Raw genomic sequence first — 16,270 nt, forward strand, 5'->3', positions numbered from 1 at the left:
GGTGAGTCGGCGGCACGTCGACCTCGGCCGCATGTCCAGCGCCATCTGTCCGGTGAGCTGAGCCCAGCAGCACCACCGCGATCCCCGAACCCCCGACCACGGCCTGCCGCACGTAGTCGAGGCCGGTCACCACGGTCAGGACGACGGCCAGCGCCATCACCCACCACCGCAGCGTGGCCAGCGGCCCGGTGAGCATGAGCACGTACATCCCGACCGCCGTGCCCTGCGCCAGCGTCTTCATCTTGCCGCCGCGGCTCGCCGGGATGACACCGTGCCGGATCACCCAGAAGCGCATCAGCGTGATGCCCAGCTCGCGGAAGAGGATGACGCCGGTCACCCACCACGGCAGGTCGCCCAGCGCCGACAGGCACAGCAGACCGGCCGCCATGATCGCCTTGTCGGCGATCGGGTCCGCGATCTTCCCGAAGTCCGTGACGAGGTTGTAGGCCCGGGCCAGGTGGCCGTCGAAGATGTCCGTGATCATGGCGACGGCGAACGCCGCCCACGCCCAGGCGCGCCAGGCCGGGTCGTACCCGCCGTCCTGGAGCATCAGCACCACGAACGCCGGTACGAGCACCAGCCGCACCATGGTCAGGATGTTCGCGATGTTCCAGAGGCTGGCCTGGTTGACGGCCGCAGCGCCCAGCTTGCCGCCGGGCGGCGTCGGCCTGCCCGTACCGCCCGCGGCGGATGCCGGGACTCCGGTCATCTGCCCGCCTCCTCGAAGAGACACTCGGCGATGAGGTCGACGCCCTCCGTGCCCACGACCTTCGCCGTGACCATGCGGCCGGGCACCAGCCCCTCGGTCGCCGTGAAGACGACCTGGCCGTCGGTCTCGGGCGCCTGGTGCGGACCCCGCCCCACGGCACCGTCACCGTCCGGCGAGGCGTCCACCGACTCGACCAGTACCTCCATGGTCTCGCCGATCCGCTCCTCCGCGCGCTGCGCGGTGAGCTCCTCCGCGAGCCGCGACAGATGGGCGAGCCGCTCGTCGACGACGTCCTGGTCGAGCTTGTCCTCGTACGTGGCGGCCTCGGTGCCGTCCTCGTCGGAGTATCCGAAGACGCCGATGGCGTCGAGGCGGGCGTGCGTGAGGAAGCGTTCCAGCTCCGCGAAGTCCTCCTCGGTCTCGCCGGGGAAGCCCACGATGAAGTTCGAGCGCACTCCGGCCTGCGGCGCCTTGGAGCGGATGGTGTCCAGCAGCTCCAGGAACCGGTCGGTGTCGCCGAAGCGGCGCATGGCGCGCAGCACGGCCGGCGCCGAGTGCTGGAAGGACAGGTCGAAGTACGGGGCGACCTTCTCGGTCGAGGTCAGCACGTCGATGAGCCCCGGGCGCATCTCGGCGGGCTGGAGGTAGCTGACGCGTACGCGCTCGATCCCGTCGACCGCCGCCAGCTCCGGCAGCAGGGTCTCCAGGAGGCGGATGTCGCCGAGGTCCTTGCCGTACGAGGTGTTGTTCTCGGAGACCAGCATGATCTCCTTCACGCCCTGCTCCGCCAGCCAGCGGGTCTCGCCGAGCACGTCGCTCGGCCGCCGCGAGACGAAGGAGCCGCGGAAGGAGGGGATGGCGCAGAACGAGCAGCGCCGGTCGCAGCCGGAGGCGAGCTTCACCGAGGCGACGGGGCTGGAGTCGAGGCGGCGCCGCAGCGGGGCACGCGGCCCGGACGCGGGTGCGACGCCCTCGGGCAGGTCCTCGGGGGCGGCCGCGGGGGCCTCCGCGGCGCCGTGCCCGGGCAGGGCGACGCCGGCGGCGGCCTGCTGGCGCTCCACGGGGGACAGCGGCAGCAGCTTGCGCCGGTCGCGCGGGGTGTGGGCCTCGACGCTGCCACCGCTCAGGATGGTCTGGAGGCGCCCGGAGATGTCGGCGTAGTCGTCGAAGCCGAGCACGCCGTCGGCCTCGGGCAGCGCCTCGGCGAGCTCCTTGCCGTACCGCTCGGCCATGCAGCCCACCGCGACGACGGCCTGGGTCCTGCCGTGGTCCTTCAGATCGTTGGCTTCCAGCAGGGCGTCGACGGAGTCCTTCTTGGCGGCCTCGACGAACCCACACGTGTTGACGACCGCGACGTCCGCGTCGGCGGCGTCCTCGACGAGCTCCCAGCCGTCCGCTGCCAAGCGGCCTGCGAGCTCCTCCGAGTCCACCTCGTTACGGGCGCAGCCAAGAGTGACAAGGGCGACGGTACGGCGTTCGGGCATGGACTCAAGACTACTTCGTCCCAGCCATGCCCCCGCCGCTCAGGGGTCACCCGCCCGTGCCCGGGCCATCCGGTCAACGGAACCGGGGGTCACCGGTCACCCGGTGACCCGGTGATCACCCGGTGATCACTCGACGGTCAGCCGACCTGGGGGTCACCCTTCGTGTACGACAGCCGCTCGACCTGCCCGGTCTCGAACTGGTCCTCGACCTTCTTCCCGTTCACGAACAGCTCGATCGCCCCGGCGTTGCCCAGGATGAGGTCGATCTTCTCGTCGTCCTGGAAGGTCTTGGAGTCGCCCTTGAGGAGGAGCCCGTCGAAGAGCAGCTTGCCGTCGCTCGCCTTCGCGGAGATCCAGCTCTTGTCGTCGGTCGCGGTGAGCTTGACCGTCACCTTGTCCTTGGGGACGGCCGCGATCGCGCTCTCGGACGGCGCGGGCGGCGGTACCGCCGGCTTGGGCGGCTGCGGCTTCGGGGTGGCCTTCTGCGCCGGGGCCGGTCCCTCGGCCACCTGCGTGCGGCGGGAGTCGCCGTCGTTCCCGTTGACCATGGTGAAGCCGACGAAACCGATCACGACGACGATGGCCGCGACCATGGCGGCGGTCCAGTTCGGGCGGCGGCGCTCCGGGCGGATGCGCTCGGCCTCGAAGAGCGGCGCCGCGGGCGTCGGCGACGGGCGGCCGCCGTGCTCCGCGTCGTACTGCTCCACCAGTCGAGCGGGATCGAGTCCCACGGCGCGCGCGAGCGTGCGGATGTGCCCTCGGGCGTACACGTGGCCGCCGCACCGCGAGAAGTCGTCCTCCTCGATGGCGTGCACGATGGGGATGCGCACGCGCGTGGAGGTGCTGACCTCTTCCACGGTCAGGCCCGCGTCGATCCGTGCCTGCTGGAGCGCACGGCCGATCGAGGGGCGGTCCTCCGCTTCCGTATCCGAGGGGACAGAAGCGTCGGAAACGGTCGAAGGGGGTGAAGGCCGGTCGTCTTCGGGGGAGTTGCCGATGGACACGAGGGCGCCTTTCGAGCGTGTAACCACCTGCTGGAGGTTCAGTCTATGGGTGGTACGAAAGGGTTAAGCAACCGGGCGGACGCACTTTGTACGCCATCGGAATGGCCGTGCGTCCGAGGGGCGGGGCGGAGGGCGGGACGGGCAGCAGACCCATTGTCCGCCCCTCCCTCCAACTTGACGTACGACGCGGGGAAACGGTTGCTCACGATCCCCTTACGAGTGAGACTCGGAGAAGCGCCGAAGGGGGCCACGCGCCGATTCCCTTACGTCTCGGACTCCCCACGGATCACCGCGAGTACTCCATCCAGCTCATCCGGTTTGACGAGCACGTCGCGCGCCTTGGAGCCCTCACTCGGGCCCACGATGTTGCGCGACTCCATCAGGTCCATCAGCCGGCCCGCCTTGGCGAAGCCGACGCGCAGCTTGCGCTGGAGCATGGAGGTGGAGCCGAACTGCGTGGTGACGACCAGTTCGGCGGCCTGGCACAGCAGGTCGAGGTCGTCGCCGATGTCCTCGTCGATCTCCTTCTTCTGCTTCGTACCGACCGTGACGTCGTCCCGGAAGACGGGCGCCATCTGCTCCTTGCAGTGCCGGACGACCGCCTGGACCTCGTCCTCGGTCACGAAGGCGCCCTGCATGCGGACCGGCTTGTTCGCGCCCATCGGCAGGAAGAGCCCGTCGCCCTTGCCGATGAGCTTCTCGGCGCCGGGCTGGTCGAGGATGACCCGGCTGTCGGCGAGCGAGGAGGTGGCGAAGGCGAGCCGTGACGGCACGTTGGCCTTGATGAGGCCGGTGACGACGTCCACCGAGGGCCGCTGGGTGGCGAGCACCAGGTGGATGCCGGCGGCGCGGGCCAGCTGGGTGATGCGGACGATGGCATCCTCGACGTCCCGCGGCGCGACCATCATCAGGTCGGCGAGCTCGTCGACGATGACCAGCAGGTACGGGTACGGCTGGAGCTCGCGCTCGCCGCCCTCCGGCTGCTTGACCTTCCCGGCCCGTACGGCGGCGTTGAAGTCGTCGATGTGCCGGAAGCCGTACGCGGCCAGGTCGTCGTAGCGCAGGTCCATCTCGCGCACGACCCACTGGAGCGCCTCGGCCGCCCGCTTGGGGTTGGTGATGATGGGCGTGATGAGGTGCGGGATGCCCTCGTACGCCGTCAGTTCGACGCGCTTGGGGTCGACCAGCACCATCCGGACGTCCTCGGGGGTCGCCCTTATCATCACGGACGTGATCAGGCAGTTGATGCACGACGACTTGCCGGATCCGGTCGCTCCCGCGACGAGCACGTGCGGCATCGTCGCCAGGTTGGCCATCACGTAGCCGCCCTCGACGTCCTTGCCGAGCGCGACCAGCATCGGGTGGTCGTCCCCGGCGGCTTCCGCGAGCCGCAGCACGTCGCCGACCTTGACCATCTCGCGGTCGGTGTTCGGGATCTCGATGCCGACCGCGGACTTGCCGGGGATCGGCGAGATGATCCGGACGTCGGGGCTGGCCACGGCGTACGCGATGTTCTTCGTCAGCGCCGTGATCCGCTCGACCTTCACCGCCGGGCCGAGCTCCACCTCGTACCGCGTGACCGTCGGGCCGCGGGTGAAGCCGGTGACGGCCGCGTCGACCTTGAACTCGGAGAAGACGTTCGTGAGCGAGGCGACGATCGCGTCGTTGGCGGCGCTGCGCGTCTTGCCGGGCCCGCCGCGCTCCAGCAGGTCGAGCGAGGGCAGGACGTACGTGATGTCCCCGGCGAGCTGCAGCTGCTCGGCGCGCGGCGGCAGGGACGCGGTCTCCTCGCGCACCGGTGCGGGCTTGGTCAGGTCCGGTACGAGGCCGCCGGGCGCCCCGGCGCCCCGCGCGGACGGTACGGACCCGGTGCCTCCGGCCCCGCCGGCTCCCCCGGCTGCCGCGGCCCCGGTGCGCGCCGTACGCCCGGAACCGCCGGAACGCCCGTCGGCCGTCCGCTCCCGGTCGGCCGCCACGTCCCGCGTCAGGTCGGCGACGACCGGCGAGGGCGGCATGCCGTTCAGCACGGCCCCGTCCAGCGCGGCGGCGGCCGCCGCGGCGATGTCGACCGCGTCCCTGGGCCGGTCGAAGTCGGGCTCGGGGGCGGCGGACGACTGCTTGCGCGGCCGCCTGCGCCGGGTGAGCGCCTCCTCCTCGGCCTGCTCCGGGTCGTACGGGCCCGCGGCCCCGGCTCCGGCGGCCCGGCGCCGCGGCCGGGCGGGCAGCGCCTCGCGCCACTGATCGTCGTACCGCTCGTCGTCCTCGCCCCACTCCGGTTCCTGCGGCGCGACGAGCCCGAGCCGGACGCCGAGGGCCCGCAGGCGCTGCGGGATGGCGTACACGGGCGTCGCCGTGACGACGAGCAGCCCGAAGACGGTGAGCAGCACCAGCATCGGTACGGCGAGGACCTCGCCCATCATGAAGACGAGCGGCTTCGACGCGCCCCAGCCGATCAGGCCGCCCGCGTCCCGCACCGCCTCGCTTCCCTGGTCCCGGCCCGGCGAGCCGCACGCGATGTGCACCTGCCCCAGGACGCCGACGACGAGGGCGGACAGACCGATGACGATGCGCCCGTTCGCCTCGGGCTTCTCCGGGTGCAGGATCAGCCGGACGGCGATGGCGCCGATCAGCAGCGGTACGAGCAGGTCGAGTCGGCCGAACGCGCCGGTGACCAGCATCTCGACGAGGTCGCCGACCGGACCGCGGAGGCTGGCCCAGGTGCCGGCGGCGACGATCAGCGCGATGCCGAGCAGGAGCAGCGCCAGTCCGTCCTTGCGGTGCGCCGGGTCGAGTCCCTTGGCGCCACGTCCTATGCCGCGCAGCATCGCGCCGACGGCGTGGGCGAGCCCGAGCCAGAGGGCGCGTACGAGCCGGTACACACCCGCGGTGGGAGACGGCGCCGCCTTCGGTGCGCCCTTGGCGCCCCCTGCGGTCTTCCTCGCGCCGGCCGCCTTCTTCGCGGGGCCCTTCCGGGCGGCGGGCGCGGACTTCTTGGCGGGGGGCTTCGCGGGCGCCGCCTTCTTCGCGGCGCCGGCGACGCGAGCGGTGCCGCCCGCCGTACGGCCGGCGGCGCGCGGCTTCGCGGTGCCCGCCGTGCCTGGGGAACCCTTGCCGGACGTACGTGAGGCCATGGGGGTGAGGTTACCGGGGTGAAGCACCGTCGACACGTGTGCCTACAGCTTCACCCGTTCGTGTCGCCCGTACGGTCATCGGAAATTGACGGCCGCTCACCGAGGTGGGCCTGCAACGAAGAGGAGCCGGTGCGTCAGCCCTGGGCGGGAAGGCTCGGCGAGCCGCCGCCGCTGCCCGGCTCCAGGGCGTCCAGCGCCCGGCGCAGCCCGGTGAGTTTGCGCTCCAGGTGCGCGGCGGTGGCGACGGCGGCGGCGTCCGCCGACTCGTCGTCGAGCTGCTTGGAGAGCGCCTCGGCCTGCTCCTCGACGGCGGCGAGCCGCGCGGACAGCTCGGCGAGCAGGCCGGCGGACTCGCGGGCCGCGCCGTCCTGGGCCCCCTGGCCGCCTTCGAGCTGGAGCCGCAGCAGCGCGGCCTGTTCGCGCAGCTGACAGTTCTTCATGTACAGCTCGACGAAGACGGAGACCTTGGCGCGCAGCACCCAGGGGTCGAACGGCTTGGAGATGTAGTCCACGGCGCCCGCCGCGTAACCCCGGAAGGTGTGGTGCGGGCCGTGGTTGATCGCGGTCAGGAAGATGATCGGGATGTCCCGTGTCCGTTCCCGACGCTTGATGTGCGCGGCGGTCTCGAAGCCGTCCATTCCCGGCATCTGGACGTCCAGGAGAATGACCGCGAAGTCGTCCGTCAGCAGCGCCTTGAGCGCTTCCTCCCCTGACGATGCCCGGACCAGCGTCTGATCGAGCGCAGAGAGGATGGCCTCCAGCGCCAGCAGATTCTCCGGTCGGTCATCGACCAGGAGGATCTTGGCCTTCTGCACCATGGCCCGTCCTCCTCGCCCCGGCAGTTGGCCGGGCGCCGCCCCAGGGGACGACTCCCTTGCGCCGTCCGTCCTTGTGCCGGTCATGGTAGCCGCACCCCGCCTGTCGCCACACCCTGTCACCGCGATGTCACTGTGCACGTAGCGGAAACGCGGTGGGAGACCAGAAGGTTCCCCGTATAGCGCCCTCTCACACGCTTTCGACCACAGTCAGTCAACAACTCGCCGTCATTCGTGCGGTCTCCGATCACTCTCCGCGCATCCACTGCTCCATAACCGAGAGAAGATGGTCCGGATCCACCGGCTTCGTAACGTAGTCGGAAGCACCGGACTCGATGGCCTTCTCCCGGTCGCCCTTCATCGCCTTCGCCGTCAGCGCGATGATCGGCAGCCCGGCGAACTGCGGCATCCGCCGGATCGCCGTCGTCGTCGCGTACCCGTCCATCTCGGGCATCATGATGTCCATCAGGACGACGGTCACGTCGTCGTGCTGCTCCAGGACCTCGATGCCCTCCCGGCCGTTCTCCGCGTACAGCACCGCCAGGCCGTGCTGCTCCAGCACGCTGGTGAGCGCGAAGACGTTACGGATGTCGTCGTCGACGATCAGCACCTTCTCGCCGCTGAACTCGAAGCGGCGGCCCGGCTCGAACGCCTCCTGCCCGGCGCCCGCCCACTCCGCGGCACCAGGGGTGCCGTTGGCTCCCGAGGCCGTGGACGCGCTCGTTCCGTCGGCACCCGCCGGAGCCGGGCCCTCCTGCGCCGACGGCCCCGACTGACCCGGACCCGGCTGACCCGGCTGGCCGGGCAGCGCGGTCCGCTGGTCGGCCCGGCCCAAGGCCCTGCGCCGGTGCCGGAACAGCGCCCCGGAGCCACCGGCCCGCCCCTCGGCGGCCGACAGACCACCGGCGCCCTCGGGGGCCATGCCGTCGAGCTCACCGGACTCCGGCCCCGCACCCGGGACCTGGTGCCCGTAACCGTGCGGCGGCAGCCCGTTGGGGTGCAGCGGCAGGTACAGCGTGAAGGTCGAGCCGCGGCCCGGCTCGCTCGCCGCGTGGATCTCGCCGCCCAGCAGCCGCGCGATCTCCCGGCTGATCGACAGGCCCAGGCCCGTACCGCCGTACTTGCGGCTCGTCGTCCCGTCCGCCTGCTTGAACGCCTCGAAGATCACCCGCATCTTGCTGGCCGCGATGCCGATCCCGGTGTCGGTCACCGAGAACGCGATCAGGTCGGCGCCCGGCTCGGCCAGCGAACCCGACTCCAGCAGCTGCTCCCGGATCGACTGCGGCACGTCCGACTTGGCCGGGCGGATCACCAGCTCCACCGCCCCGCTGTCGGTGAACTTCACGGCGTTCGACAGCAGGTTGCGCAGCACCTGCAGCAGCCGCTGCTCGTCGGTGTGCAGCGTGGCGGGCAGCTCCGGCGAGACCCGTACGGAGAAGTCCAGGCCCTTCTCGGCGGTCAGCGGCCGGAAGGTGGCCTCGACGTAGTCGACGAGCTGGACCAGCGCGATACGGGTCGGGCTGACGTCCATCTTGCCCGCCTCGACCTTCGACAGGTCGAGGATGTCGTTGATCAGCTGCAGCAGGTCCGAACCGGCGCCGTGGATGGTCTCGGCGAACTCGACCTGCTTGGGCGACAGGTTCCCCTCGGCGTTGTCCGCGAGCAGCTTGGCGAGGATGAGCAGCGAGTTCAGCGGCGTACGCAGCTCGTGCGACATGTTCGCCAGGAACTCGGACTTGTAGCGCATGGAGACCGCGAGCTGCTCGGCCCGCTCCTCCAGCACCTGCCGGGCCTCCTCGATCTCGGTGTTCTTCACCTCGATGTCGCGGTTCTGCTGCGCCAGCAGCTCCGCCTTCTCCTCCAGCTCGGCGTTGGAGTCCTGCAGCGCCTTCTGCCGGCTCTCCAGCTCCGCCGAACGCTCGCGCAGCTGCTCCGTCAGCTCCTGCGACTGCTTCAGCAGCACCTCGGTCTTGGTGTTGACGCTGATGGTGTTGACGCTCGTCGCGATCATCTCGGCGAGCTGGTTGAGGAAGTCGCGCTGGATCTGGGTGAAGGGCTGGAACGACGCCAGCTCGATCACGCCGAGGACCTTCCCCTCGAAGACCACCGGCAGCACGATCACGTACGCCGGGGACGCCTCCCCCAGGCCCGAGGAGATCTTCAGGTAGCCCGGCGGCACGTTGACCTGGATCGTCCGCTTCTCCTCGGCCGCCGTGCCGATCAGCGTCTCGCCGGGCCGGAAGGTCGTGGGCATCGACCCGGCCGAGTAGCCGTAGCTGCCGCGCATGACGAGCTCGTACGAGCCGTCCTCGTCGGCCCCGATCTCGTTGCCGCCGCCCGTGGGCATCGCCAGGAAGAACGCGCCGTGCTGCGCCGAGACGACCGGCGTCAGCTCACTCATGATCAGCGAGGCCACGTCGTCGAGGTCGCGGCGGCCCTGCATGAGGCCGGAGATACGGGCCAGGTTGCCCTTGAGCCAGTCCTGCTCCTCGTTGGCGAGGGTGGTGTCGCGCAGGTTGGCGATCATCGTGTTGATGTTGTCCTGGAGGACCTGGATCTCGCCCGCCGCGTCCACGTCGATCTTCAGGTTCAGGTCGCCGCGGGTCACCGCCGTGGCGACGGCCGCGATGGCGCGCACCTGCCGGGTGAGGTTCCCGGCCATCTCGTTCACCGACTCGGTCAGGTCGCGCCAGGTACCGTCGACGTCCCGTACGCGCGCCTGGCCGCCGAGGATGCCCTCGGTGCCCACCTCGCGGGCCACCCGCGTGACCTCCTCGGCGAACGACGACAGCTGGTCGACCATCGTGTTGATGGTGTTCTTCAGCTCCAAGATCTCGCCGCGGGCGTCGATGTCGATCTTCTTGGTGAGGTCGCCCTTGGCGATGGCGGTGGTGACGGCGGCGATCTGGCGCACCTGGCCGGTCAGGTTGGACGCCATCGAGTTCACCGACTCGGTCAGGTCCTTCCACGTCCCCGAGACGCCCGGCACCCGGGCCTGGCCGCCCAGTTCGCCCTCCGTGCCCACCTCGCGCGCCACCCGGGTCACCTCGTCGGCGAACGACGACAGCGTGGTCACCATCGTGTTGACGGTGTTCGCGAGCTCGGCGACCTCGCCGCGCGCCTCGACCGTCACCTTCTTGGTCAGATCGCCGTTGGCGACGGCCGACGACACCCGCGAGATGTTCCGCACCTGCGAGGTGAGGTTGTTGGCCATCACGTTGACGTTGTCGCTGAGGTCCTTCCAGATGCCGGTGACGCCCCGCACCCGCGCCTGGCCGCCGAGGATGCCCTCCGTACCCACCTCGCGGGCCACCCGCGTGACCTCGTCCGCGAAGTTGGAGAGCTGGTCCACCATCGTGTTGACGGTCGTGACGAGGTCGAGGATCTCCCCGCGCGCGTCGACGGTGATCTTCTTCGACAGGTCGCCCTTCGCGACCGCCGTCGTCACCTCGGCGATGTTGCGCACCTGCGACGTCAGGTTGTTCGCCATCGAGTTGACGGACTGGGTCAGGTCCTTCCAGGTGCCGGAGACACCCTGCACCTCGGCCTGACCGCCCAGGATGCCCTCGGTGCCCACCTCGCGGGCCACCCGGGTCACCTGCTCCGCGAAGTTGGAGAGCTGGTCCACCATCGTGTTGAGGGTGTTCTTCAGCTCCAGGATCTCGCCGCGCGCGTCCACGTCGATCTTCTGCGACAGGTCACCACGCGCCACCGCGGTCGCGACCTGCGCGATGTTGCGGACCTGGGCGGTGAGGTTCCCGGCCATGCCGTTCACGGAGTCCGTCAGGTCGCGCCACACGCCCGCGACGCCCGGCACCTGCGCCTGTCCGCCGAGGCGGCCATCGGTGCCCACCTCGCGGGCCACCCGGGTCACCTGCTCCGCGAACGCGGACAGCTGGTCGACCATCGTGTTGATGGTGTTCTTCAGCTCCAGGATCTCGCCGCGCGCGTCCACGTCGATCTTCTGCGACAGGTCACCACGCGCCACGGCCGTCGTCACCTGCGCGATCTGCCGCACCTGCGACGTCAGGTTGCCGGCCATGAAGTTGACGGAGTCCGTGAGCTCCTTCCACGTCCCCGAGACGCCGTCGACGCGCGCCTGACCGCCGAGCCGGCCCTCCGTGCCCACGTCCCGGGCCATCCCCGTCACCTGGTCGGCGAAGGACGACAGCTGCGCCACCATCGTGTTGACGGTGTTCTTCAACTCCAGCATCTCGCCCGCGACATCGACGGTGACCTTCTGCGTCAGATCGCCGTTCGCCACCGCCGTCGTCACCTGCGCGATGTCCCGCACCTGACCGGTGAGGTTGCGGAACGCCGTGTTGACGGAGTCCGTCAGGTCCTTCCAGGTCCCGGCGGCCCCCGGCACATGGGCCTGACCGCCGAGCCGGCCCTCGACGCCCACCTCGCGGGCCACCCGGGTCACTTCGGAACCGAACGCCGAGAGCTGGTCCACCATCGTGTTGACGGTGTTCTTCAACTCCAGCATCTCGCCGGCCACATTGACGGTGACCTTCTGCGACAGGTCGCCGTTCGCCACCGCCGTCGTCACCTGCGCGATGTCCCGTACTTGGGTGGTCAGATTGCGGAAGACGGTGTTGACGGAGTCCGTCAGGTCCTTCCAGGTGCCCGCCGCGCCCGGCACCTGCGCCTGACCGCCGAGCAGCCCCTCGGCACCGACCTCGCTCGCCACCCGGGTCACCTCATCGGCGAACGTCCGCAGCGTCTCGGTCATCTGGTTGATCGTGTCGGCGAGCTGCGCCACCTCACCGCGTGCGCTCACCGTCACCTTCTGCGACAGGTCACCGTTGGCGACGGCGGTCGTCACCTCGGCGATGCCCCGCACCTGCGAGGTCAGGTTCCCCGCCATCGTGTTGACGGAGTCGGTCAGGTCCTTCCACACACCCGCCACACCCGGCACCTCGGCCTGCCCGCCGAGCTCACCCTCCGTACCGACCTCACGCGCGACCCGCGTGACCTCGGACGAGAACGACGACAGCTGGTCCACCATCGTGTTCACGGTGTTCTTCAGCTGGAGCATCTCGCCGGCCACGTGCACGGTGACCTTCCGCGACAGATCGCCCTTGGCGACCGCCGTCGTCACCAGCGCGATGTCCCGCACCTGGGCCGTGAGCCGGTACGCCATGGTGTTCACCGAGTCCTGGAGGTCCTTCCAGGACCCGGACATCCCGCGCACCTGCGCCTGCCCGCCGAGCTTCCCCTCGGTGCCCACCTCCAGCGCGACCCGGGTCACCTCGTCGGTGAACGCGGACAGCTGGTCGACCAGGTTGTTGACCGTACGGGCGACCTTGAGGAACTCCCCGCGCAGCGGCCGCACGGTCCCGTCCAGCCCCTCCGAGCGCAGCTCCATCCGCTGCTCCAGGTCACCCTCGGCGACCGCGGAGAGCACCCGTCCGACCTCCGACACCGGCCGCGTCAGATCGTCCACCAGGGCGTTCGCCGCCTCGATGGCCTGCGCCCACGCGCCCTCGCTGGCCCCGACCTCCAGGCGCTCGGACAGCTTGCCCTCGCGCCCGACCATGCGCCGCACCCGCTGCAGCTCGCCGGTCAGATGCAGCTTCCGGTCGGCGACCTCGTTGAAGACGGCGGCGATCTCCGCCATCATGCCGTCGCCCGTCACCGTCAGGCGCTTGCGGAAATTGCCGTCCCGCATCGACGCCAGTGCCGTGAGCAGCCGCTCCAGGGCGGCGGCGTCCACCTCGACCGTCCCACTGCTCCGGGACCGCCCGCCCTTCGTGCGCGTGCTGCCGCCCCGCGCCGTCACGCCAGACTCCACCGTGTCCCTCCCGCAGGGGTTGACCGTACCGCTCGGCAATACTGCCCGGGCGTTGCTCCTCCGGCTGTTACTGGGAGCCTTCCCAGTGTTTCACCACGAACGATCGAGGCCATAACAGTTCGGCAGCTTCGCATAACGTCCCCGCCCTCGGGGGACGGAAACGGTGGTGACCACCATCCGCCCGGACAGCGAAGGTAAGTAACCTGGCATGCGGCTGTCCAACCGCCCCGGTCCGCCCGGCGGGGGCGGTGCGGCACAGTAGGACCACCGGGCACCGGGGAGGGGCAGAGCCGCATCATGGCTGAGCCGGGCGTCGAGACGCGTACGAGGAGTTCTGTGATCACCGCTCGGGCGGCTGCCACTTTCGAACCTGTGGGGCGGTCCGTCGCGACCGCGCGGGCCTTCGTCCGGGACACCCTCCAGGGCTGGGGATACACCGATGTCGTGGACGACGCCGTCGTCCTGACCAGCGAACTCGTCACCAATGCGATCGTCCACGCCGGCACCGCCGCCGACGTCCTGTGCCTGCGCACGGAGCAGGGCGTCCGCGTGGAGGTCGCCGACCGCTACCCGGAGCGCGAGGTCCCCCTCCAGGGCACCGGCCGCTACGACCTGAACCCGGACAGCGAGAACGGCCGCGGACTGCTGCTGTGTGCCGCCCTCGCCTCCCGCTGGGGCGTCGAGTACTCCCCCACCCAGAAGCAGGTCTGGTTCCAGCTGGACCTGCCCGAGCGGCCCGTGGGCACCCGCTCCGCCGGCCCGGCCCTCCCCACCGACCTGCTCCCGGTCGCGGACGAACGGGTCCGCGTCGCCGTCGCGCAGATCGACCGCAAGGGCGCCATCGCCGCCTGGAACGAAGACGCCGAGCACCTCTTCGGATACGCCGCCGACCAGGTCGTCGGCAAACCGCTCGGTGACCTCGCCGCCTGGCCCCACACCCCCGGCATCGGCACCGGCCTCGCCGAGGCCCTGCGGCTGTCCCGCTGGGAGGGCAGCTACGGAGTCCGCGGCGCCGACGGGCGCGTGATCCCCGTGTACGCCTCCCACCTGCGGGTCCGCGACACCCAGGGCGAGCCCTCCACCGTCTGCCTCCTGGTGCGCGACTACGAACGGGCCGTGCTCCAGTCGCCCCCCCGCACCCCCGTCGACTCCAACAACGAGGGCCGCAGCTCCGACCCGTTCGAGGTCTTCATCGGCTCCCCCGCCCCCGACGACCTCGACGGCCTGCTCCAGCGCACCGTGGAGCGCGCCCGCGACATGCTCGACGGCGACGCCGCCTTCCTGCTGCTGGCCACCGACGACGAGACCGAGCTGGAGGTACGCGCCACCACGGGCCTGCCCTCCGCCCGTCAGCGCTTCGCCCGCGTCCCCGTCGAGTCCGGTACCGGCCGCTACTCCTCGGCCCGCATGCCCGCCGTCCACGAGGACCTCGCCGCCGTCCCCGGCGCCGTACCGCTCCTCAACGGCACCGGCATGCGCTCGGTCGTCACCGTCCCGCTCAAGGTCGAGGGCCGCCTGACCGGCTCCCTGGGCGTCGCCGCCGAGGCCTCCGGCCGCTACTCGAACGAGGAGGCGCTGCGCCTCCAGTTCGCCGCCGACCGCATCGCCCTGGCCGTCGAGTCGGCCCGCCTCGGCGAGCTCGAACGCCTGCGCCGCGGCTCCCTCAGCTTCCTCGTCGAGGCCTCCGATCTGCTCGCCGGCACCCTGGACCGGGACCAGACCCTGGCCCTGATGGCCCAGATGACCGTTCCGACCCTGGCCACCTGGTGCGCCGTCTACACGATCGCGGACCAGTCCTCGGACCCGTACCTCTCCTACGTCCTCCACGAGGACGAGGACCGCATCGACGGCCTCAAGGCCCTCCTCTCCAAGATCCCCCCGCCGGAGCCCGTCCCGTCGCCCGGCGCCCGGGTGTGGTCCGCCCCCTCCGAGGCCGCCCACCAGGCCGCCCTGCGCACCTCCATGCGCGAGATCGGCTACGGCTCCGCACCGCTGTCCTCCGGCATCGGTACGACGCTGGCGACAGCCGCGGCGGTCGGCGGCGAGACGGTGGTCCTGCCCCTGGTCGCCCGCAACCGCGTGATCGGCATGCTCACTCTGGGCAAGCCCTCCGACGACCACTTCCGCCAGGAGATCCTGGAGCTCGCCGAGGACCTCTCCCGCCGGGCCGCCCTCGCCCTCGACAACGCCCGCCTGTACTCGGAGCGCACGGCGATCAGCCAGTCCCTCCAGCGCAGCCTGCTGCCCCCGGGCCTCCCCCAGGTGCCGGGCGTCGAGGTCGACGTCATCTACCGCGCGGCCGGCGAGGGCAACGAGGTCGGCGGCGACTTCTACGACCTCTTCCCGATCCGGGACAACGCGTACGGCTTCGCCATCGGCGACGTCTGCGGTACGGGCCCGGAGGCCGCGGCCGTCACGGGGCTGGCCCGCCACGCCCTGCGCCTGCTGGCCCGCGAGGGCTTCGGCGGCCCGGCGGTCCTGGAGCGCCTGAACGCCGCGATCCTCGACGAGGGCGCCCGCAGTCGCTTCCTGACGCTGCTCTACGGCGAGCTGTGGCCCCAGGAGGACGGCAGCGCCCTCCTCAAGGTCGTCTGCGCCGGCCACCCCCTCCCGCTGCGCCTGCGCCAGGACGGCACCGTCGAACCGGCCGCCGACCCGCAGCCGCTCCTCGGCGTCATGGAGGACCTGGAGCTGTACGAGCAGACCGTCACGCTCGACCCGGGCGACGTCCTGCTGTGCGTCACGGACGGTGTCACCGAGCGCCGCGAAGGCTCCCGCATGCTCGGCGACGACGGCCTGATGGACGTCCTCCACACCTGTACGGGCCTGACGGCCGGCGCGGTCACCGCCCGCGTGATGCGCGCGGTCGAACGCTTCGCCGCGGAACCGGCCTCCGACGACATGGCGATTCTCGCGATGCGCGTCCCGGAGCCGCACACGGACTGACCCGTGGTGGCAACCCCGAACATGAAGAAGGCCCCCCGCCACGTGGCGGGGGGCCTTCTTCGTCAGAGCCCCCAAACGGAATCGAACCGTTGACCTTCTCCTTACCATGGAGACGCTCTGCCGACTGAGCTATAGGGGCCGGCTTGTCGCTTCGGGGTTTTCCCCGCCGCAACGAGAGAAAGCATACCCCGAACGAGCGGATTCGCATAACCGGCCCGACGCACGCGAGTCACCAACTGCACGAGGCGGCAACCGTCCTGACGCACTCTCGGACGAACCCTCGGACGGGCCCGGAACGCAGAAAAGCCCCGCACCAGAAGGTGCGGGGCTTTCCCCAAAAATTGTTCGGCGGCGTCCTACTCTCCCACAGGGTCCCCCCTGCAG

At 70.9% G+C, this 16,270-nt stretch carries 7 protein-coding genes, 1 tRNA gene and 1 pseudogene; 2 read left to right on the forward strand and 7 right to left on the reverse strand.

The features are described 5' to 3' along the window. The first annotated feature begins 1 nt into the window (after window position 1). Window positions 2–61 carry a putative leader peptide gene (locus AB0A69_RS33540; RefSeq protein ID WP_361424838.1) on the forward strand — a complete coding sequence of 20 codons (60 nt, stop codon included), beginning with the start codon at window positions 2–4 and terminating at the stop codon, window positions 59–61. Window positions 62–94: 33 nt separating this feature from the next. On the opposite strand, the pseudogene pgsA reads toward AB0A69_RS33540, so the two are convergent. The 6 genes and pseudogenes from pgsA to AB0A69_RS33570 all read right to left on the reverse strand — a co-directional run. Beyond that, window positions 95–709, reverse strand: a pseudogene (pgsA, locus tag AB0A69_RS33545) (CDP-diacylglycerol--glycerol-3-phosphate 3-phosphatidyltransferase); the annotation flags it as partial. After that, the gene (gene rimO, locus AB0A69_RS33550; protein WP_361429862.1) at window positions 706–2,193 is read right to left on the reverse strand and encodes a 30S ribosomal protein S12 methylthiotransferase RimO; all 1,488 of its coding nucleotides are present in this window, start codon (window positions 2,191–2,193) and stop codon (window positions 706–708) included. The gene rimO and the pseudogene pgsA, both read right to left, overlap by 4 nt. Window positions 2,194–2,330: 137 nt before the next feature. After that, a complete protein-coding gene (locus AB0A69_RS33555) occupies window positions 2,331–3,197 on the reverse strand; it encodes a helix-turn-helix domain-containing protein (RefSeq protein WP_361429864.1) in 867 nt (288 codons plus the stop codon). Window positions 3,198–3,460: 263 nt separating this feature from the next. Beyond that, window positions 3,461–6,328, reverse strand: coding sequence for a DNA translocase FtsK (locus tag AB0A69_RS33560; protein WP_361429866.1), 2,868 nt, complete (start codon window positions 6,326–6,328; stop codon window positions 3,461–3,463). Window positions 6,329–6,462: 134 nt separating this feature from the next. Next, window positions 6,463–7,146: a response regulator gene (locus AB0A69_RS33565; RefSeq protein WP_355356686.1), complete on the reverse strand. Its 684-nt coding sequence runs from the start codon at window positions 7,144–7,146 to the stop codon at window positions 6,463–6,465. A gap of 244 nt (window positions 7,147–7,390) precedes the next feature. Then, entirely contained in the window at window positions 7,391–12,940 is a 5,550-nt protein-coding gene (locus AB0A69_RS33570; protein WP_361429869.1) for a HAMP domain-containing protein, read from the reverse strand. Between the two features lie 297 nt (window positions 12,941–13,237). Here AB0A69_RS33570 and AB0A69_RS33575 point away from each other — a divergent pair, with 297 nt between their 5' ends. Next, window positions 13,238–15,886 carry a SpoIIE family protein phosphatase gene (locus AB0A69_RS33575; protein ID WP_361429871.1) on the forward strand — a complete coding sequence of 883 codons (2,649 nt, stop codon included), beginning with the start codon at window positions 13,238–13,240 and terminating at the stop codon, window positions 15,884–15,886. 66 nt (window positions 15,887–15,952) lie between these two features. Here AB0A69_RS33575 and AB0A69_RS33580 read toward each other — a convergent pair. Further along, window positions 15,953–16,025: transfer RNA gene (locus tag AB0A69_RS33580), tRNA-Thr, on the reverse strand. Window positions 16,026–16,270: the final 245 nt, after the last annotated feature.

The organism is Streptomyces sp. NPDC045431 (assembly GCF_040646655.1).
Classification (GTDB): Bacteria; Actinomycetota; Actinomycetes; order Streptomycetales; family Streptomycetaceae; genus Streptomyces.